Annotated in this window: 18 protein-coding genes and 2 tRNA genes; 8 read left to right on the top strand and 12 right to left on the bottom strand. The window is 63.3% G+C overall.

Translation table 11 applies throughout. The annotated features are described in order from the left end of the window. Complete coding sequence (gene recX, locus ACXHGZ_RS15690; protein WP_480460525.1) at positions 1 to 468, top strand: recombination regulator RecX; 468 nt, start codon at positions 1 to 3, stop codon at positions 466 to 468. 154 nt (positions 469 to 622) lie between these two features. On the opposite strand, the gene ACXHGZ_RS15685 is transcribed toward recX, so the two are convergent. After that, complete coding sequence (locus ACXHGZ_RS15685; protein ID WP_480460524.1) at positions 623 to 1,738, bottom strand: LOG family protein; 1,116 nt, start codon at positions 1,736 to 1,738, stop codon at positions 623 to 625. A 402-nt stretch (positions 1,739 to 2,140) separates the two neighbouring features. Here ACXHGZ_RS15685 and ACXHGZ_RS15680 point away from each other — a divergent pair, with 402 nt between their 5' ends. Then, positions 2,141 to 2,347 carry a hypothetical protein gene (locus tag ACXHGZ_RS15680; protein ID WP_480460523.1) on the top strand — a complete coding sequence of 69 codons (207 nt, stop codon included), beginning with the start codon at positions 2,141 to 2,143 and terminating at the stop codon, positions 2,345 to 2,347. Here ACXHGZ_RS15680 and ACXHGZ_RS15675 read toward each other — a convergent pair whose 3' ends face one another. Then, the gene (locus tag ACXHGZ_RS15675) at positions 2,348 to 2,770 is read right to left on the bottom strand and encodes a quorum-sensing-regulated virulence factor family protein (RefSeq protein ID WP_196144875.1); all 423 of its coding nucleotides are present in this window, start codon (positions 2,768 to 2,770) and stop codon (positions 2,348 to 2,350) included. Between the two features lie 219 nt (positions 2,771 to 2,989). On the opposite strand from ACXHGZ_RS15675, the gene ACXHGZ_RS15670 reads away from it, so the two are divergent. The 3 genes from ACXHGZ_RS15670 (at position 2,990) to ACXHGZ_RS15660 (ending at position 5,045) form a co-directional block, all read left to right on the top strand. Beyond that, positions 2,990 to 3,700, top strand: coding sequence for a tRNA-uridine aminocarboxypropyltransferase (locus ACXHGZ_RS15670; RefSeq protein WP_480460522.1), 711 nt, complete (start codon positions 2,990 to 2,992; stop codon positions 3,698 to 3,700). Between the two features lie 258 nt (positions 3,701 to 3,958). Further along, positions 3,959 to 4,609: a response regulator transcription factor ErdR gene (erdR, locus tag ACXHGZ_RS15665; protein ID WP_084854459.1), complete on the top strand. Its 651-nt coding sequence runs from the start codon at positions 3,959 to 3,961 to the stop codon at positions 4,607 to 4,609. Positions 4,610 to 4,682: 73 nt separating this feature from the next. Then, complete coding sequence (locus ACXHGZ_RS15660) at positions 4,683 to 5,045, top strand: diacylglycerol kinase (protein WP_084854460.1); 363 nt, start codon at positions 4,683 to 4,685, stop codon at positions 5,043 to 5,045. Here ACXHGZ_RS15660 and ACXHGZ_RS15655 read toward each other — a convergent pair whose 3' ends face one another. Next, the gene (locus ACXHGZ_RS15655; protein WP_324818653.1) at positions 5,046 to 5,972 is read right to left on the bottom strand and encodes a LysR family transcriptional regulator; all 927 of its coding nucleotides are present in this window, start codon (positions 5,970 to 5,972) and stop codon (positions 5,046 to 5,048) included. A gap of 121 nt (positions 5,973 to 6,093) precedes the next feature. Here ACXHGZ_RS15655 and fpr point away from each other — a divergent pair, with 121 nt between their 5' ends. Next, positions 6,094 to 6,873 carry a ferredoxin--NADP reductase gene (fpr, locus tag ACXHGZ_RS15650; protein ID WP_196144878.1) on the top strand — a complete coding sequence of 260 codons (780 nt, stop codon included), beginning with the start codon at positions 6,094 to 6,096 and terminating at the stop codon, positions 6,871 to 6,873. A gap of 285 nt (positions 6,874 to 7,158) precedes the next feature. Here fpr and tsaA read toward each other — a convergent pair whose 3' ends face one another. From tsaA to rimO, 5 genes are all read right to left on the bottom strand, one after another. Beyond that, positions 7,159 to 7,854 carry a tRNA (N6-threonylcarbamoyladenosine(37)-N6)-methyltransferase TrmO gene (gene tsaA, locus ACXHGZ_RS15645; RefSeq protein WP_480460521.1) on the bottom strand — a complete coding sequence of 232 codons (696 nt, stop codon included), beginning with the start codon at positions 7,852 to 7,854 and terminating at the stop codon, positions 7,159 to 7,161. A gap of 6 nt (positions 7,855 to 7,860) precedes the next feature. Next, entirely contained in the window at positions 7,861 to 8,322 is a 462-nt protein-coding gene (locus ACXHGZ_RS15640; RefSeq protein WP_324819138.1) for a YehS family protein, read from the bottom strand. 49 nt (positions 8,323 to 8,371) lie between these two features. Beyond that, entirely contained in the window at positions 8,372 to 9,082 is a 711-nt protein-coding gene (locus tag ACXHGZ_RS15635; RefSeq protein WP_480460520.1) for an rRNA pseudouridine synthase, read from the bottom strand. A gap of 122 nt (positions 9,083 to 9,204) precedes the next feature. Continuing rightward, positions 9,205 to 9,663, bottom strand: coding sequence for a GNAT family N-acetyltransferase (locus ACXHGZ_RS15630; RefSeq protein ID WP_084854465.1), 459 nt, complete (start codon positions 9,661 to 9,663; stop codon positions 9,205 to 9,207). Between the two features lie 201 nt (positions 9,664 to 9,864). Further along, positions 9,865 to 11,196 (bottom strand): 30S ribosomal protein S12 methylthiotransferase RimO, encoded by a 1,332-nt coding sequence (gene rimO, locus ACXHGZ_RS15625; protein WP_324819033.1) that lies wholly within the window; start codon positions 11,194 to 11,196, stop codon positions 9,865 to 9,867. Between the two features lie 238 nt (positions 11,197 to 11,434). Here rimO and ACXHGZ_RS15620 point away from each other — a divergent pair, with 238 nt between their 5' ends. Then, complete coding sequence (locus tag ACXHGZ_RS15620; protein WP_480460519.1) at positions 11,435 to 13,333, top strand: potassium transporter Kup; 1,899 nt, start codon at positions 11,435 to 11,437, stop codon at positions 13,331 to 13,333. A 176-nt stretch (positions 13,334 to 13,509) separates the two neighbouring features. Here the strand turns inward: ACXHGZ_RS15620 and ACXHGZ_RS15615 are convergent, their stop codons facing one another. The 4 genes from ACXHGZ_RS15615 to ACXHGZ_RS15600 all read right to left on the bottom strand — a co-directional run bounded on the left by ACXHGZ_RS15615 (position 13,510) and on the right by ACXHGZ_RS15600 (position 18,098). After that, complete coding sequence (locus tag ACXHGZ_RS15615) at positions 13,510 to 14,802, bottom strand: virulence factor family protein (RefSeq protein ID WP_480460518.1); 1,293 nt, start codon at positions 14,800 to 14,802, stop codon at positions 13,510 to 13,512. After that, positions 14,802 to 17,444, bottom strand: coding sequence for a bifunctional lysylphosphatidylglycerol flippase/synthetase MprF (gene mprF, locus ACXHGZ_RS15610; protein ID WP_480460517.1), 2,643 nt, complete (start codon positions 17,442 to 17,444; stop codon positions 14,802 to 14,804). The genes ACXHGZ_RS15615 and mprF overlap by 1 nt, the downstream gene beginning before the upstream one ends. Before the next feature lie 378 nt (positions 17,445 to 17,822). Continuing rightward, positions 17,823 to 17,899: transfer RNA gene (locus tag ACXHGZ_RS15605), tRNA-Met, on the bottom strand. A 122-nt stretch (positions 17,900 to 18,021) separates the two neighbouring features. Further along, positions 18,022 to 18,098, bottom strand: a tRNA-Met gene (locus tag ACXHGZ_RS15600). Between the two features lie 218 nt (positions 18,099 to 18,316). Between ACXHGZ_RS15600 and dinB the strand changes: the two genes are divergently transcribed. Continuing rightward, entirely contained in the window at positions 18,317 to 19,375 is a 1,059-nt protein-coding gene (dinB, locus tag ACXHGZ_RS15595) for a DNA polymerase IV (protein ID WP_480464071.1), read from the top strand. Positions 19,376 to 19,416 lie beyond the last annotated feature (41 nt).

The raw sequence follows: 19,416 nt of genomic DNA, 5'->3' as shown, positions 1-19,416 counted from the left end.
ATGTCCGTCGTACTCGACACCCCCGTCGCCGTCCGACGGACAGCCATGGACCTGCTCGCACGCCGCGAGCATGGTCGTGTCGAGCTGACGCGAAAACTGCGTCAGCGCGGTGCACCGGATGAGCTGATCGAGCCCGCGCTCGATCGGCTTGCCGAAGAAGGGCTGCTCAGTGAGGCCCGCTATCTCGAGAATTTCATCTCCTACCGTTCCAATGCCGGCTATGGCCCCGCGCGTATTCGCGAAGAGCTTGGCCAGCGTGGCCTGAACCGTGGTGATATCGACCAGGCCCTGCGTGACAGCGGGGTGGACTGGGCGGCCCGGTTGCAGGATGTCTGGCAACGCAAGTTCGCCGGGCAACGCCCCCATGATCCCCGTAGCCGAGCCCAGCAAACCCGATTCCTGGCCTACCGTGGTTTCCCCCTGGAACTGATCGGTCGGCTGCTCAGTGGCCGGGATCTGGACGACTGAGCATTCTCACACAGGAGCGGGTCGGAGCAATGCTCTTGAGTTGCTTGCCCCGGCCCTATCGCTGACAAGCCAGCGCCCACAGGTATGACGGTGTTTCTGAAAACAGCGCAGGACCGGTGAGAGCCGGTACATACCCCTCAAGGCAATCCCTTCTTCAATCGACCTTCAAGGCCTCCCGCGCCCGTTGGGTGGTATGCATCGGCTGCGGCTTGGCCCAGTTTTCCGGTAGGTTGATGAAGTCCACCAGCTCGCGCAAGCGGCCTTGGTCTCGACCGTTGAAGGCGAAGGTCAGCCGTGTGAGATGGCTGAAATTGCCTACCTCATGTTCAAGCCCGCTATCAGGTTGTTGGTGGTATTTGCCGCTCAGGCGCAGGTCGGCGAACCCCTCCTGGATGTCATAGAGCGCTGCGTCGCTTAACGGGTGGTGCATGCGGATGACGAACTGGTTTTTCAGCCAGCGGCTGGAGTGGTAGTTGCTGTAGAACTGGTTGATCTCCTCGACGGCTTCGTCGGCGCTATGCACCAGGCGTAGCAGTTTCAGGTCGCTGGGCAGGATGTAGCGGTTTTCTTCCAGTTGCCGGCTGATGAACGCCAGGGCGTCGCGCCAGAAGCTACCGCCGGGCGAGTCCAGCAGCACCACGGGCACCAGCGGGCTCTTGCCGGTCTGGATCAAAGTGAGAACTTCCAGCGCTTCATCGAGGGTGCCGAAGCCGCCCGGGCACAGGACCAGCGCGTCGGCTTCCTTGACGAAGAACAGCTTGCGGATGAAGAAGTGGAACGACAGCAGCTTCTCCGTGCCGTCCACCGTGGCATTGGCATGCTGCTCGAAAGGCAGCGTGATATTGAAGCCCAGGCTGTGCTCCGTGCCAGCGCCTTCATGGGCGGCAGCCATGATACCGCCGCCGGCCCCGGTGATGACCATCAGGTCCGAGCGGGCCAGGGTCGCCCCCAGTTCTCGGGCCAGGGCATACATGGGATGCTCCAGCGGCGTACGCGCCGAGCCGAACACCGTGACCTTGCGCCGCCCCTTGTAGCGTTCCAGGGTGCGGAAGGAATGGTCCAGTTCGCGCAGGGCTTGCAAGGTGATCTTGGCATTCCAGCGGTTGGTGTCGTCTTGGGCCATACGCAGGATGGTCAACATCATGTCGCGGTACAGCGGCAGGTTGGGGCTGCCGGGGGCGACCAGTTGCAGCTGTTCGTCAATCTTGCTCAGGTCGATACCGTTGTCCCTGAAGTGATTGAACAAGAGTTCATTCGGTTGGTAAGGCATTCAACGTCTCCTTCTGCAGCAGAACCTCTGACCGGGTCGATGGCGTATCCCGGCCGCGACACTGCGTGTGTCGCTGGCTGCTCTAGCTCGAGTGTGCACACCGAGCATTGCAGTAGGCCTTCAAGGCCGTGGTGCAGTGGCAAATCCATCACGTTGTCGTTCTATTTTTGGACCGCAAATACCGTGCCTTCGGCATTCTCCTCGGTTTGCCGGAAATACACGGGGGGTGCTATCAATCTAGACCCTGGCGCACGAACGTGCCGCCTCGGGTGACCAGGCCGGGCGAAGGGCACGCAAACAGGCGAAACAGAACGAACGAATTTCCACTCGTCGGATCGGATCCAAGCCTTGCGAAGCTCTGGTTAACTGGAGGCGCGGCGTCTCGATGCAGGAGGTTGCGGTATGCATCGGTTGGTGATCGAGGTGGACAGGCAGCTGTACCTGCTGTTGGAGCGGGCAGCTCAGGCCAACCACCTGAGCCTTGAAGCGGAGTGCCTGCGTAGGTTGGGCGACGGCGAGCGGCAGTCGCGCTACTTCCAGGCCCTGCTGGCAGAGCTGCGCGCCGACGAAGAGCAGCGGCGCGCCAATGACAACGGCCGGGTGGCCTGATTACTTCTTCTTGTTGCCTGCTACGCAACTGGCGTTATTGAACGCCTGATCCATGATCGGCTGGTTGGTCTTGTACACGGTGAACCGGTAGACCAGTACGGCGCCCTTGGACATCAGCTGACGGTAGCCGTTGTTACGGCAAACGCTGTCACCCAGCTGGCTGCGCACTTGCTCCGGGTTGGCGCGCATTCGCTCGGCATGGCTCTCACGCACGCTCAGGTGGTTGACCAGTGCCTTGCCTTTCTCGACGGTGTAGCCCTGGTCGAGAATATCTTCGTTGATGGCGCGGGGCGTGCCGACGCTGCTTTCCTTGGCGACCTTCTCCAGCATCTGGTTGAGCTCGTATTCCTGCTTGGAGGCTGCCTGGGCCGCCAGGGGCAGGGCGAGCAACAGGCTCAAGGCCGGGATGGTAAAACGCAGCATGAATCTCTCCTGGTTCGATGACTGGCACTTTGACCTGCGCCGGCGAGCGGCGTTCCGTGGCCCCCGCATCGATGGGGATCCCAGGTCGCAAAAGCGTGATTATAAAGGAGGCGTCTCGCCGCCTGCACGGCAAATGACGCCGCCTCTGGTAGACTGGCGGCTCGTTTCTCGCCGAGTTGTCGCAGTGTCCGTTCCTTATCTCTCCAGAGGCTTGCAGCCATGAGCCACGCGGTAGCGCGCTTGCGCGCCGAGCGCCTGGCCCGCAGCAACAAACCTTTCATTGCCCGTGGCTCGCGCGCGCTGCGCTGCCCGGATTGCCGGGTGATCGCCAGCCATTGCCTGTGCGCCCTCAAACCCAAGGTGCAAGCCGAGGCCGGGGTGTGCCTGCTAATGCACGATACCGAGCCGCTGAAGCCGACCAACACCGGCTGGCTGATTGCCGACCTGGTCGAAGATACCGCAGCGTTCGGCTGGCAGCGCACCGAGGTCGACCCGCGCCTTTTGGCGTTGCTCGATGACCCCCAGTGGCAGCCCTATATCGTTTTCCCGGGCGAGTTCGTGGCGCCGGAGCGGGTGGTCAGCGACGTGGTACGCGAGCCTGGCAAGCGGCCGCTGTTCATCCTGCTCGATGCGACCTGGACCGAAGCCCGCAAGATGTTCCGCAAGAGCCCGTACCTTGACCGCTTCCCGGTGCTGAGCCTGCAGGCCGAGCAGATGTCGCGCTATCGCCTGCGTCGTTCCAAGCGTGACGACCATTTCTGCACGGCCGAGGTTGCCGCCATGTGCCTGGAGCTGGCCGGCGATCAGCAGGCCTCCCGGGCCCTGGATGCCTACCTGGATGTCTTCAGCCTGCACTACCTCAGTGCCAAGCGGCACCTGCCGCTGGACTTGCAGGACGATACCCACCAGCGCTTGCATACCTTCCTATAGTCCAAGGGGCAGGTGCGCCGGATTGGTTCATAATGTCCGGGCTGGCAGCCAGGAAGGCGGGGACGACCGGGCGATTGGCTTGACCACCCGGAGCGTGCTCGGCATTCTTGGCGCCGATTCGGGCACGACGAAGATGCTGTTACCCCGGACTTCGCCGTGCCTTACCGGCCGGCGGCCCTGCCGTTCGCGCCTTGAGTTGCCTGCCAGGTGCTTCCTCCACCCCTCTAGCGCCTGGCACAGAACAGGATCCATAGATCGATGGCCACATACGAAATCCTGATTGCCGATGACCACCCACTGTTCCGCAGCGCCCTGCGCCAGGCCGTTACCCTCGGCCTGGGGCCCGACGTGCGCCTGGTCGAGGTGGCGAGCATCGCCGAACTGGAAACCCGCCTGACCGAAAAGGCAGATTGGGACCTGGTCCTGCTGGACCTGAACATGCCCGGTGCCTATGGGTTCTCCGGCCTGGTCCTGCTGCGTGGGCAGTACCCGCAGATCCCGGTGGTGATGGTGTCGGCCCAGGAAGAAGCGGCCGTGGTGGTCAAGTCCCGCGAGTTCGGCGCCAGTGGCTTCATTCCGAAATCCAGCAACCTGGACGTCATCCAGGATGCAGTGCAGAAAGTGCTCGACGGTGAGGTCTGGTGGCCGCCCCAGGCGTTCGAGAAGGTCGATGTCTCGGCCGAAGCCAAGGCCGCCAGCGAAGGCCTGGCGAGCCTCACGCCGCAGCAGTTCCGGGTGTTGACGATGGTCTGCGAAGGTTTGCTGAACAAGCAGATCGCCTATGAGCTGAATGTCTCGGAGGCGACCATCAAGGCCCACGTGACGGCGATCTTCCGCAAGCTCGGAGTGCGTACCCGCACCCAGGCGGCCTTGCTGCTGCAACAACTGGAATCGGTTGCGAGCAGCTAAGTCCCCGTCCGTTCACGCTTTTTTGACTCGGGTTGGACTAATCTGCCGGCCCTTTACCGGTGAAGTGACTCCCATGTCGCCATTCAAGGGCCAAACCGGCCTCAAACGTATCTTCAACGCCGCCGGCTATTCGTTGGACGGCCTGCGTGCCGCCTTCAAGGGCGAGGCCGCGTTCCGTCAACTGGTGATCGCCAACCTGGTGCTGATTCCCCTGGCGTTCTGGCTGCCGGTCACCCGTGTGGAGCGGGCGATCCTCATCGCCGTCTGCCTGCTGGGGTTGATCGTCGAACTGCTCAACTCGGCGGTGGAGGCGGCCATCGACCGAATCTCTCTGGAGCGTCACCCCTTGTCGAAGAACGCCAAGGACATGGGCAGCGCCGCCCAGTTGGTCGCCATGACCATGGTGGCGCTGGTGTGGGGCGTGATCCTGCTCTGATCAGGCGATCGGCGGCAGGACGATCTCGTCGCTGCGGCTGACGCCGGCGGTGAAGCTGCGGCACAATTCGAGAAACTCTCGCATGGCAGAAGTCTGGTACTTCTGCTTGTGCCAGATGAAATAGAACTGCCGCGACAGGTCCAGTTGCGGGGTTTCCACCGGCACCAGGCTGCCACGGCGGAACGCATCGCGCAGAGCCAGACGCGAGATGCAGCCGATGCCCAGGCCCGACTCCACGGCGCGCTTGATCGCCTCGGTGTGTTCCAGCTCCAGGCGGATGTTCAGGTTGGCACGATGGTGGCGCATGGCTTGGTCGAAGGTCAGGCGGGTGCCGGAGCCTTGTTCGCGCAAGATCCAGGCTTCGTGGGACAGTGTTTCCACGTCCGCCCGGCCGGCCTTGGCCAAAGGATGCTGCGGCGCACAGAACACTACCAGTTCATCTTCCACCCATGGCTGCACCTCGATGTCCGGGTGGCTGCAGTCGCCTTCGATTAGACCCAGGTCAATTTCATAGTGGGCCACCTGCTGCACGATATGTACGGTGTTCTGCACATGGAGCTTGACCTGGCTCTCGGGGTGGCCCTGCATGAAGCTGCCGATGAGCAAGGTGGCCAGATAGTTGCCGATGGTCAGGGTGGCACCGACCGCCAATGAGCCGAAACCGGTCTTGCCGTTGAGCAGGTCTTCGATTTCCTTGGCCTGGTCGAGCAGGGCCACGGCCTGGGGCAACAACTGGTGGCCCAGGGCATTGAGGCTCAACCGTTTGCCGGCGCGGTCGAACAGCTGGCAGCTGGATTGACGCTCCAGTTCAGTGATCGAGGTACTGGCAGCCGATTGCGACAATGCCAGGACGCTCGCCGCCCGTGACACGCTCTGGTGCTGGGCGACGGCGACAAAGACTTGTAGCTGACGAAGCGTGAATCGCATATCTATATAACCGATAAGACATATCTTGATAATCCATTTAACAGATATTGTCGCTGCCCCTAAAATATCGCGCAATAGTGCGCTTGGTCCGCGCTGCGTCTTTCTTCAGGAGCCCCCATAGATGAGCAACATGAACCACGAACGTGTCCTCAGTGTGCACCACTGGAACGACACCCTGTTCAGCTTCAAGTGCACCCGTGACCCGGGCCTGCGCTTCGAGAACGGTCAGTTCGTGATGATCGGCCTGCAGCAGGACAATGGCCGTCCGCTCATGCGCGCCTACTCGATCGCTTCGCCGAACTGGGAAGAGCACCTGGAGTTCTTCAGCATCAAGGTGCCGGATGGCCCGTTGACCTCCCAGCTGCAGCACCTGAAGGAAGGCGATGAGATCATCATCAGCAAGAAGCCTACCGGTACGCTGGTCCTCGACGACCTGAACCCGGGCAAGCACCTGTACCTGCTCAGCACGGGCACTGGCCTGGCGCCGTTCATGAGCGTCATCCAGGACCCGGAAACCTACGAGCGCTTCGAGAAGGTGATCCTGGTTCACGGTGTACGCTACGTCAACGAAGTGGCCTACCGCGAATTCATCACCGAGCACCTGCCGCAGAACGAGTTCTTCGGCGATGCGGTACGTGAAAAGCTGATCTACTACCCGACCGTGACCCGTGAGCCGTTCGAGAACCAGGGCCGCCTGACCGACCTGATGCGCAGCGGCAAGCTGTTCAGCGACATCGGCCTGCCGCCGATCAACCCGCAGGACGACCGCGCCATGATCTGCGGCAGCCCGAGCATGCTCGACGAGACCGCCGAGGTCCTGGACAGCTTCGGCCTGAAGATCTCCCCGCGCATGCGCGAGCCGGGCGATTACTTGATCGAGCGTGCCTTCGTCGAGAAGTAAGCGGCACGTCATAGAAAAAACGCAGGCCTCGACCTACGCCAGTCAGTTAAGCCTATTTGGGGCTGCTTCGCAGCCCATCGCCGGCAAGCCGGCTCCCACAGGTTCCGCGGTGCCTACAACAGCAGCGCAGGACAGGTGGGAGCCGGCTTGCCGGCGATGGGGCCTTAACTGACAGGCATTCGGTCTCGACCTGCGTTTTTTATTGCCTGAGGAATGGTTCGTCGGCCCAATCGCGAGGCAGGCCCGCTCCCACGAGGCAAAGCAATACGGTGCCTGTGCCGCCAATCAAAGGTCTTGCACCACTTCCAATACGCGAATCTCGTCAGGCTGTGGGTAGTGCCAGCGTACCTGCACGTCCCAGAACTTCACCCCATACATCCGCTCCGCCGGCGGCACCTGGTACGCCGGTCGCGGGTCCTGCGCCAGGCACTGCTCGATCAGCTCTACCAAGGGCTCCCCCAGGCGCACGGCATGGGCATGGGCCTGGGGCAGGGCGCTTTCACTCCAGCTTACGGCAATCGCCTCAGGTGCATCGCTGGCCATCTGGTTGATGGCGCCGTCGATACGGTCGGCGTACGGCACATAGGGCTTGATATCCAGCACCGGCGTGCCATCGAGCAGGTCGATGCCCGACAGCAGCAGGCGCCCCGGTTCCACGCCTTCCAGGCGCACCACCGATTGGCCGATGCCATTGGGCCTATGGGTCGCACGTGTGGCGAACACGCCCATGCTCTTGTTGCCGCCCAGGCGCGGCGGGCGGACCTTAAGGCGCGGTTTGTCTTCCAGGGCTTGGTGGAACAGGAACAGCAGCCAGACATGGCTGACCTGCTCGAGCCCGGCCACCGCATCGCCCTGGTCGAACGGCGGCAACAGTTCCAGCACGCCACGCGCCGCTGGCGCCAACTGCGGTTGACGCGGGATGGCGAATTTCTCCTTGAAGCAGGAGCGGACGATACCGACCGGTGAAACCGTATGCTGCATGGTCACTCAGCCACGCACGCGCAGGGTCAGGCCCTTGAGGAAGTTGCGCAGCAACTGGTCGCCGCAAGGGCGGTAGTTGTCGTGCCCGACCTTACGGAACAGGGCGCTCAGCTCTGGCTTGGACACCGGGAAGTTCACCGACTTGAGAATCACGTGCAGGTCTTCTTCCTTGAGCTCGAAGGCTACGCGCAGTTTCTTGAGGATGGTGTTGTTGCTCACCGGCACTTCGATCGGTTGCGGTGCACGGCTGTCGTCGCGGCCGCGGCGATGGATCACCAGGCCATCGAGAAAGTGCGCCATGACCCGTTCAGGGCAGCGCACGAAGCCGGCTTCGTCCTCTTTCTTCAGGTAGGTGGCCAGTACCAGCGGGTGTACCTCGAGGCCGGACAGCCCGATGATCTCGGCCATTTTGGCGTCGTTCACCTTGAGCATGTAGCGCAGGCTACGCAGGACATCGTTGTGGTTCATGTGACAGATCCTGTTCAAGCGCCACGCAGACCATGGCGTGGCGGTAATGCTAGAAGCGTTCGTTGACAGCCAGGTAGCGCCATTGGCCGGTAGGCAGCTTGCCCATGGACACGCCGCCCAGGCGGATACGGCGCATGCCCAGCACCTTCAGGCCGAGGCTGGCGCAGAGGGCGCCGATCTGCCCGGGGCGTGGGTTCTTCAGGGCCAGGCGCAGGTGGTTTTCGTTCTGCCAGCTGGCCTTGGCCTTGGGCAGCTCCTGACCGCTATGGGTGATACCCCGGGCCAGGCGTTGCAAGGCTTCTGCAGGCGCCTGGCCTTCGACCTGGACGATATATTCCTGCTCCAGGCGATGCAGGTCCGCCTCGACCTTGCGCGTTACCCGCCAATCCTGGGTATAGAGCTGCAGCCCGCTGGCGCCGGGCTCCAGGGGCGCGATGCAGGACAGCCTGGCGAAATGCCCGTGCAGCGGGCGCACCGCTGGCGGGTGGGCTTCGCTGAGGGTGGCCATGGTCATGCTGGTCCGGCCCGTCTCGGCGTCCTGGCCGGTCAGATGGTTGAGCAGCAGGGTGACAGGCGGCAATTGCTCGGCACGGGCACCGGGCAGCAGGGCGACCTGTTCGGCTGAGACTTTGTACTGGGGTTGTTCGACCACCACGCCATCCACCGTGACCCAGCCGCCCTCGATAAACAGCTCGGCCTCCCGGCGGGAGCAGCCGAGTTGCTCGATGAGGCGTTTGGACAGGCGCACGGGTTCAGACATGAAAGCGATTCGCATAAGGGCAGGGGAAGCCGACATTGTACCTGCCCAGGCGACATTGGGGCTGGGAATCTACGCCATTTACGCCATTTCAGGGGAGGTGTACGGCATCCTTCGCCCCAATCTCAAGGTTTCGTAGGAATCAGCCTCATGTGCAGCAGGGGGTAGGGTTGGCCCAGGCCATCGGTTTCCGAGCGGCCACTGACTTCGAAGCCCTCATGCAGGTAGAAGCCCAGGGCCTTGGGGTTTTGTTCGTTGACGTCCAGGCGCTCGGCGTTCAGTTCATCGACGGCATAGCGCAGCAGGCGTTTGCCGATACCCTGGCCGATGAACTCAGGGTCCACGAACAGCATGTCCAGCCGCCCGTTGGCCACGCCCGCGAAGCCGCGGATGCGCTTGGCGGTGTCTTTGCAGCAGACCAGCATGACGGCGTCGAGGTACTGGCGCAGCACGTATTCGCGCAGCAGCACGATATAGGCGTCCGGCAGGAAATCATGGGTGGCACGCACCGACGCTTCCCAGATCCGGACCAGCTCCGGGTAGTCGCTTACGTGTGGGGTTTGCAGCGTCAGGGACGATGACATTGGGCTTTCCTCGTGGGGCATAGAGGAAAACATAGATGCTAAAAAATACCCTGCCAGTGAGAGCGGTTTTGCCTGCCTGGGGCTGCTGCGCAGCCCATCGTGGCACAAGGCCGCTCAGGTTCGCGCAAACCCTGGAGCGGCCTTGTGCCGCGAAAGGGCCGAAAAGCGGCCCCGACGATCTTAAGTGGCTGGCAGAAAACCTCAGACAGGCTCGGCCCACATGTCGTACTCGTCGGCATCGACGATGCGGCAGCGTACCTTGTCGCCCGGCTTGAAGCCGTGGTCGCCGTCGATGAACACGCTACCGTCGATTTCCGGCGCGTCGAAGAAGCTGCGGCCGACCGAGCCCTGTTCCTCGACTTCGTCGATCAGCACGTCGATCTCCTTGCCGATACGCAGCTGCAAGCGTGCGGCACTGATCGCCTGCTGGTGCGCCATGAAGCGGTCCCAGCGCGACTGCTTGACGTCGTCCGGTACTTCGTCCAGGCCCAGGTCGTTGGCCGGGGCGCCTTCGACAGGCGAATACTGGAAGCAGCCGACGCGGTCGAGCTGGGCTTCGGTCAGCCAGTCGAGCAGGTACTGGAAATCTTCTTCGGTCTCGCCCGGGAAGCCGACAATGAAGGTCGAACGGATGACCAGCTCAGGGCACTGCTCGCGCCAGCGCTTGATGCGAGCCAGGGTGCGGTCTTCGAAGGCCGGGCGCTTCATGGCCTTGAGGACCTTGGGGCTGGCGTGTTGGAAGGGGATGTCCAGGTACGGCAGGATCTTGCCGGCAGCCATCAGCGGGATCACGTCGTCGACGTTCGGGTACGGGTAGACGTAGTGCAGACGCACCCAGGCACCCAGGCTGCTCAGGGCTTCGCACAACTCGAGCATGCGGGTCTTGACCGGGCGACCGTTCCAGAAGTCGGTCTTGTACTTGACGTCCACGCCGTAGGCGCTGGTGTCCTGGGAGATCACCAGGATTTCCTTGACCCCGGCCTTGACCAGGCGCTCGGCCTCGCTCAGTACCTCGCCCACCGGGCGGCTGACCAGCTTGCCGCGCATGGACGGGATGATGCAGAAGCTGCAGCTATGGTTGCAGCCTTCGGAAATCTTCAGATAGGCGTAGTGGCGTGGGGTCAGCTTGACGCCCTGGGGCGGTACCAGGTCGATCAGTGGGTTGTGGTCCTGGCGCGGAGGCACCACCTCATGCACGGCGTTGACCACCTGCTCGTACTGCTGCGGGCCGCTGACCGAAAGCACGCTCGGGTGCACGTCGCGGATGTTGCCTTCCTCGACGCCCATGCAACCGGTGACGATGACCTTGCCGTTTTCCTTGATCGCCTCGCCGATCACTTCCAGCGACTCGGCCTTGGCGCTGTCGATGAAGCCGCAGGTATTGACCACCACTACGTCGGCGTCCTCGTAGGTGGGCACGACTTCGTAGCCTTCCATGCGCAGCTGGGTCAGGATGCGCTCGGAATCGACCAGAGCTTTCGGACAGCCCAGGGAAACAAAGCCGACCTTCGGCGTGGCGGGAGTGGTGGACATGACTAACCTCGGTATTGAATACGGCTCGCCCGGCCGGAATTGAAGGGGGCGATCCTGACGGGCGCTTTTGGCGCCTCTGATCAAAAAGTGCGCAATTCTAGCGAGCACAAGGACGCTTGACCAGCAGAAAAGCGACGAACGCTGAGCTATGCTTCGCGCCATTGTGCCGGGGCAGGCGTGACACCTTGGCGCGGGTGTGAATTCTATCGGCCTGCAAGGCCGTCTGCGGGAGTGGTCGATGGTTCAGGCAAGCAGTCACGCCGAAGGTGGGCAGGGAGCGGCCCGGCCGCTGAGCCTGCTGGTGGCAGCGGTAGGGGTGGTGTATGGCGACATCGGCACCAGCCCGTTGTATACCCTCAAGGAAGTGTTCACCGGCGGCTATGGTGTCACGGTCAACCATGATGGTGTGCTGGGGATCCTGGCGCTGATCTTCTGGTCGTTGGTGTGGGTGGTGTCGGTCAAGTATGTGATCTTCATCCTGCGTGCCGACAACCAGGGCGAGGGCGGCACCATGGCGCTGACCGCCCTGGCCCGGCGTGCCGTGGCGCCCTATCCGAGGCTGCGCATGGTCATGGTCGGCTGCGGGTTGATCGGTGCCTCGTTGTTCTATGGCGACAGCATGATCACCCCGGCGGTGTCGGTGCTGTCCGCGGTGGAGGGCATGGGGCTGGCGTTCGACGGCATCGACCACTGGGTAGTGCCCATTGCCGTGGTGATCCTGGTGGCCTTGTTCCTGGTGCAAAAGCACGGCACGGCGAAGATCGGAATCCTGTTTGGGCCGGTGATGGTCGCTTGGTTCCTGGTGCTGGCGGCGTTGGGCGTGCATGGCATCCTGCAGAGTCCCGAGGTGCTCAAGGCCCTCAACCCGGCGTGGGCGGTGCGTTTCTTCATCGTCCACCCGGGCGTGGGGGTGGCGATCCTGGGCGCGGTGGTATTGGCCCTGACCGGGGCCGAGGCGCTGTATGCGGACATGGGCCACTTCGGTCGCAAGCCCATTGCCCGGGCCTGGTTCGCCCTGGTGCTGCCAGCGCTGGTGCTCAACTACTTCGGCCAGGGCGCCATGTTGCTGCAGGACCCGGCTGCGGCACGCAACCCGTTCTACCTGCTGGCGCCCAGCTGGGCCTTGCTGCCCTTGGTAGGCTTGGCCACGCTGGCCACGGTGATCGCGTCCCAGGCAGTGATCTCCGGTGCCTTCTCCTTGACCCGGCAGGCCATCCAGCTGGGCTATGTGCCGCGCATGCAGATCCAGCACACCTCCAGCGACGAGCAGGGGCAAATCTACATCGGTGCGGTGAACTGGGCCTTGATGGTCGGCGTGGTGCTGCTGGTGATCGGTTTCGAGTCTTCCAGCGCGTTGGCGGCAGCCTATGGTGTGGCGGTGACCGGTACCATGCTGATGACCACAGTGCTGGTGTCGGTGGTGATGTTACTGCTATGGAAGTGGCCACCGGTGCTGGCGGTGCCGGTGCTGCTGGGCTTCTTGCTGGTCGACGGGCTGTTCTTCGCGGCCAACCTGCCCAAAGTCGTGCAGGGTGGCGCGTTCCCGGTGCTTGCGGCGATCGTGTTGTTCGTGCTGATGAGCACCTGGAAGCGTGGCAAGCAGATCCTCGTGGAGCGCATCGATGACGCGGCGCTGCCGCTACCGCTGTTCATCAGCAGTATCCGTGCGCAGCCGCCGCACCGGGTGGAGGGCACCGCGGTATTTCTGACCGCACGCTCGGATGCCGTACCCCATGCGCTATTGCACAACCTGTTGCACAACCAAGTGCTGCACAGCCAGGTCGTGCTGCTGACAGTGGTCAGTGAAGACCGCCCGCGGGTGCCGGAGCATGAACGCTTCGAGGTGGAGGCCTATGGCGACGGGTTCTTCAGGGTGCTGCTGCACTTCGGCTTCATGGATGAGCCTGACGTGCCGGCGGCATTGCGTTTGTGTCACCTGGATGCGCTGGATTTCAGCCCGATGCGCACCACCTACTTCCTCAGCCGCGAGACGGTGATCGCTTCGCGGCTCGAAGGCATGGCGCGCTGGCGTGGCAACCTGTTCGCCTTCCTGCTCAAGAATGCCAACGGCAACCTGCGGTTCTTCAACCTGCCGTTGAACCGCGTGATCGAGCTGGGGACGCAAGTGGAGATCTGAACCGTTGTTTGGTAGCAGTAGCCTTGCGCGGCCGATTTTCGGGGCCGCTGCGCGGCCCTTTCGCGGCACAAGGCCGCTTCTACCTACCTCGATATAGCGCCCGACGCGATCGTGTAGGAGCGGCCTTGTGCCGCGAAAGGGCTGCCAAGCAGCCCTCGCAAGGCCATTCCTGCGTTTCAGTTCTGCTCTGCCACGCTGGCCTTGCCCTGGCGGGTCTCGATCTCGCCGATGAGGCGCTTGGCCAGGGCCGGGTAGTTCTCGTCGAAGTGGTGGCCGCCTGGAAGCTTCAGATGTTCGCCGACGGCGGTCTTGTCCGTGCAACCACTCTCGTCGGCTTCCTCGACGCCATACACACACACCACCTTGGAAGCCGGCAGCCTGGCCATCTCCGGCCCGGTTGGCGCTTCCTGGCCTTCCTTGCCCAGCCAGCCCTCGACCTCGATCTCGAAACTGCCACTGCGGGCGAACGCCAGCAGGATCACCGCATCGACCCGTCGCTTGTCTTCGTCCGGCAAGCGGTTGTAGATCGCCGGAAGGACATCGGCACCGAAGGAATAGCCGGTGAGCACGAAGCGTTTGGTCCCCCACTTCTGGCGGTAGTGCTGCATCAGCTCCGAAAGGTCCGCGGCACTCTGTTCCGGGCTCTTGTGCTGCCAGTAGTAGCGCAGGGTGTCGATACCGACCACCGGGTAGCCGAGCTTGGCCATTTCCCCGGCCACGTCGCGGTCCAGGTCACGCCAACCGCCGTCACCGGAGAGGAATAGGGTCACCGTGTCGGTGGTCTGCCCGGCCGGAACCTCGACCACCGGGATGTTCAGACCATTGCCATTGTTGCCCACCAGGGCCTGGGTCAGTTGCGCCTTGAGTACCTGAGGCAGGTGGATGTCATAGTCGCTGATGCTGGTTTCGGCGTTGGCCTGGTTGCGCACGAAGGCTGCGCTGGCATCGTCGGGGTTGTCGTTCCAGGCCACGCTCCAGTGCCCGTGGGCGGCCGCTTGGGGCAAGGGCTGGCAGCCGGGTTGCTCCAAGGTGAAACCTACGGAGATGGCGCGGGCCTTGTCATCGCCTTGGGCGGCGAGCCAACGCCAGGCCTGGGCGGCACCAGGGCCGATACCGGCGACCAGGTTCGCAGGCGCGGACAGGGCCTTCATGGCTTCGTCCAGTACCTGTTGCTGCCGGGTGCAATCGCTTGGCGGTAAGACGACCTGCACCAGTTGTGCCTCGCCCGCCTGGCTCAGGTCAAGCAGCTGCCTGTCGCTCAACGCCTGCCCGGCAGGGACGGCGATGGCGACATGGCTGCGGGCATGCACGCCGGGTATGGTACGCAGCAGGGTGCTGCCGTCGGCCAGGGTCAGGTGTTCCAAGTGGGCCTCGGGGGCGGGGCGGGTCCATAGCCAGAACGTCGCTGCGCCTGCCAGCAAGGCCAGGAAAAATGCGCTGCATACGTACAACCAATAGCGTCGGGTCATCAACGTTTCACCAAACCAGTCAGGCCGCCTGCGATCAGGGCGGCGGTATCGGCCAGCGCCACCAGCGGGTCGAGCCCGGCTGGCACGGCCATGTAGCGGGGTTCCCAGTCCGGTTGGAACTTGTCCTTGAAGCGTCGCAGCCCCTGGAAGTTGTAGAGCTGCTCGCCGCGCTGGAACACCATCGAGCCCAGGCGCTGGGTCAGGGGCGCGCCACGCCTCGGCTGCAGGCCGGAAAGCGGCACCATGCCCAGGCTGAAGTGGGCGTAGCCCTGGCTTTTGTAGTGCTGGATCAGGCCGATCATCAAGAACTCCATGGTCAGCTTGGGCGCCTCGGGGTGGGCGCGCATCAGGTCCAGGCTGGCCAGTTCGTTACCATGGGTTTCAAGGAGGTTGGCGAAGGCCACCGGGCGCCCCTGGAAGCGGATCAGGGCGATGCGAAAATGGTGCAGGTAGTCCTGGCTGAAGCGGCCCAGGGAAAAGCCTTTCTCGCGTACGTTCTTGCCGCCGAGCCAGGCGTCAGAAATCTCCTTGAGCGCCGCCAGCGGTGCCTGGCCGGGTTCATGGATTTCCAGGGCCAGGCCATCGCGCCCGCCTCGGTTCCAGGTGTAGCGCAGGTCTTTCATTTCCTTGCCCTGAGCCTGCAGATCGAAGCGCTGCAGGTCGACCCGGGCTTCCTCGCCGAGCTTGAGCGCAGTCAGGCCGATGTCCATGTAGTAGGGCAGGTTCTGCGCACGCACTTGGTAGAACACCGGCCGGGCGTGGTGTAGGTCGCACAAGTCGCGGAACTGCCAGATCATCTCGGCCCGCGCCTCGGCGGGGCCGATCGGGTCGTACAGGGCGACCAGGCTACGGCCTCGGCGGGCGTACATGAGGAAGGCTTCGTCGTTGGGGTGGAAAAGCAGCGCCTTGTCGCCGGTCAAGGCCAGGCCGCCATCGGGTTGGTCGGAGTCCAGCAGAATGCGCTTGGCCCGTTGCAGCTCTTCTTCTGTGGGCAGGTGGATAACCGGCCGCGCGGTACGCAGCAACCAGGTGAGGGCGACGATCACCAGCAGCACGGCACTGCCCATGGCGGCGCGCAGGCCGCGGGGCGCGTCGGCATCCAGGGTGAACTGCCACCACAGTTCGTGGCTGTAGGGCACATCCTGATAGGCGAATAACAGCAGCCACAATGAGGCACCGAGCACGCAGACGCTGGCCACCAGGTAGACCGGTGAGAATGGCAGCTCCAGCAGTCGGCTGGGCCGGTAGAAGGAGCGGCGGAACAGGGCCAGCAGTGCTGCGGTGACACTCAGTATGCAGGCTTCCTCCCAGTCGAAGCCTTTGAGCAGCGACAACACGGCACCCACCAGCAACAGCACGGTGGTCAGCAGCCAGGCCGCTGACAGCCGTCGCCTCAGGCCTTGGGCCAGGAGCAGGCACAGCACGCCGACCAGGCTGGCGCCGAAGTGTGAGGCGTCGATCAGGCGATGGGGGATAAGAAAGCCCATGTGTTCCAGGCGCGTGTCGATCTCCGGGGTGGCGCCGGAAAACAGCAGCACGACGCCTGAGAGGAACACTAGGATCGCCAGCACCGGCGCAGCCAGCCCGGCCGCGGCATTGATCGCCTGGCGGGCGAACAGCAGGCGGCGCGCTTCGCTGGCCAGCAGCAATACGCAGGCCACCAGCAGGGGCAGCACCACATAGATGAGGCGGTACAGCAGCAAGGCGGCGGCCAGCGGTGCGGCGCCCAGTTGCTCGGCGAACGCTGCAAGCAGCACGGCCTCGAACACCCCGACCCCGCCCGGTACGTGGCTGAGCACGCCTGCCGCCAGGGCCAGCAGGTAGACCAGGACAAAGGCGCCGAGCGGCGGGGCGTCGGGCAGCAGTAGGTAAAGCACCGTGGCTGCGGCGATGACATCCAGGGCCGTGACCAGCAGTTGCAAGGCCGCCAGGCGTAGGCCAGGCAGGCGCAAGGTCCGTCGCCCGAACCGCACCAGCACGTTGTCGGCCAGGGGTTGTTCGGGCAGGCGCCGGCGATAGAGACTGGCCACCAGTACAGCGGTCATCGCCAGCACCGCCACGGCGATACCGGCCAGCACGGGGGCGGGCAGGCGTAGCGCAGCGGCGGCAGCCGGCAGGTCACCGAGCGTTGCCAGTGCCGCCAGGGGTGGCAGGGCACAGCCCAGCGACAAGCTGGCGAACACGGTCATGCGGGCGATTTCTGCTGCGCCCAAGCCATGGCGTGCATACAGGCGATAACGCACCGAGCCGCCAGAGAGGATCGACAGGCCGACGGCATTGCCAATAGCGAAGGCACTGAACCCTCCCAGGGCGAGGGTGCGCGCGGGGAGGGGCACCGCGGCGTAGCGGCTGGCCGACCATTCATAGCCGAGCAGGGCCGTGAAACCCAGCGCGGTAGCCAGCAAGGCGCCTGCCAGGGACGGGCCCGGCACGCTGAGCAGGGCGTCATGCAGGGCATGGATGTCCAGTTCGCTCAGCAGGTGGCGACAGGCGACCAGGGCCAGGCTGAACAGCAGCAGGGTCAAGGCCAGGCCAAGGGGCTGGCGGTATCGGCTCAGCCGTTCCAGCCAAGGTAGGCGACGGGCGGCGTTGGGCAGCGTGGTGGCAAGAGGCACCGGGTTTTGGGTGTCATGCGCATTCATAGGTAACCCCGGGCAGGCTGCGCGAGGTTGGGCAGAGGTGCGGCCAAGTGAAAGTCTCTTCGGAAAACGTATCCAGATATTACTCCTGGCCGACGCGCTTTCAGCGCTCTGGCAGGGTTAAAGATAGTTCATCCGAAGGCGTGGTTTTGCGGCACGCTGCCATGCCCTCCTGTAGGAGCGGGCTTGTCCCGCGATCGGCTGTAAAGCAGCCGCAAACCAGCGACACCTGTTCTGTCTGTTGTATCGAAGTGGAGGGTTTCACGGCTGCTTGCAGCCGATCGCGGGACAAGCCCGCTCCTACAGGGAGACATATTTTTCGGGGGTATAAACAACAAACCCCGCACTGCTTTCACAGTGCGGGGTTTGTTCTGACGAATATGGTTGCGGGAGCCGGATTTGAACCGACGACCTTCGGGTTATGAGCCCGACGAGCTACCAGGCTGCTCCATCCCGCGTCAGTGGGGCGCATTCTACGGATTTCTGAGTGGCTGTCAAGCATTACTCTTTGATTTTCCGTCGATTTTTTTCAAGGGCAAGAAAAAAGGCCACTGTATCGACAGTGGCCTTTCTCTGAATCTGGTTGCGGGAGCCGGATTTGAACCGACGACCTTCGGGTTATGAGCCCGACGAGCTACCAGGCTGCTCCATCCCGCGCCTGTGAGATCGAATTCTACGGAAATCCTGCCCCATGTCAAGGCTTATTTTGAAAAATCCTTTTTTGTTCAATCCCTTAGCGTCGATGGCGTGGCTGCAGCTCAGTCATGGCGGGGCTTGCAAGGAATTTGGCGGTTTTACTGGAAGGCTGCTGACGCCGTTTCGTCCCATGGAGTAGTATCTGTATGAATTTACAGTGCTGACGGTCATCCATGTCCCTGCGCAAGATCATCCATATCGACTGCGATTGTTTCTATGCCGCGATCGAGATGCGCGACGACCCGCGGCTGGCTGGCCGGCCCATGGCCGTGGGCGGGTCGCCGGAGCAGCGTGGGGTCATCGCTACCTGCAATTATGAGGCGCGTGCCTATGGGGTGCGCTCGGCCATGTCGTCGCGGCATGCCTTGAAATTGTGTCCGGACCTGTTGATCGTCAAGCCACGTTTCGAGGCCTACCGCGAAGCCTCCCGGGAGATCCATGCGATCTTTCGCGACTACACCGACCTGATCGAGCCGCTGTCGCTGGACGAGGCCTACCTGGATGTCACTGACAGCCAGTGGTACGCCGGCAGTGCCACGCGCATTGCCGAGGATATACGCAGGCGGGTCGCCAAGACCTTGCACATCACGGTGTCTGCCGGTGTGGCGCCGAACAAGTTCCTGGCCAAGATCGCCAGCGACTGGCGCAAGCCCAATGGCCTGTTCGTCATCACGCCACCTGAAGTCGAGGCCTTCGTGGCCGCGTTGCCCGTCGCCAGGCTGCATGGGGTGGGCAAGGTCACGGCCGACAAACTGGCGCGCCTGGGCATCGATACTTGCCTGGAACTGCGCGACTGGTCACGGCTGGCGCTGGTGCGTGAGTTCGGCAGTTTTGGCGAGCGGCTGTGGGGCTTGGCGCGGGGTATCGATGAGCGCAGTGTGCACAATGACAGCCGGCGCCAGTCGGTCAGCGTGGAAAACACCTACGACACCGACCTGCCGGACCTGGCGAGCTGCCTGGCCAAACTGCCTGAACTGCTGCGCAGCCTGAACGAGCGTATCGCGCGGATGGACAGCAGCTATCGGCCCGACAAGCCGTTCGTCAAGGTCAAGTTCCATGACTTCAGCCAGACCACGTTGGAGCAGGCGGGCGCAGGGCGAGACCTGGAGAGCTATCGGCAGTTGCTGAGCCAGGCCTTTGCCAGGGGCGGCAAGCCGGTGCGGCTACTGGGGGTGGGGGTACGTTTGCGGGATTTGCGCGGGGCCCATGAGCAGTTGGAGCTTTTTCCACCGCAATAGAGCGGCAAGCGCGTAAAAAGGTGATAGGAGCAGCCTTGCGC

It is taken from the genome of Pseudomonas shiyinii, from assembly GCF_056725765.1.
The sequence above is the reverse complement of the archived record's forward strand: the minus strand, read 5'-3'. Positions and strand labels throughout refer to the sequence as shown.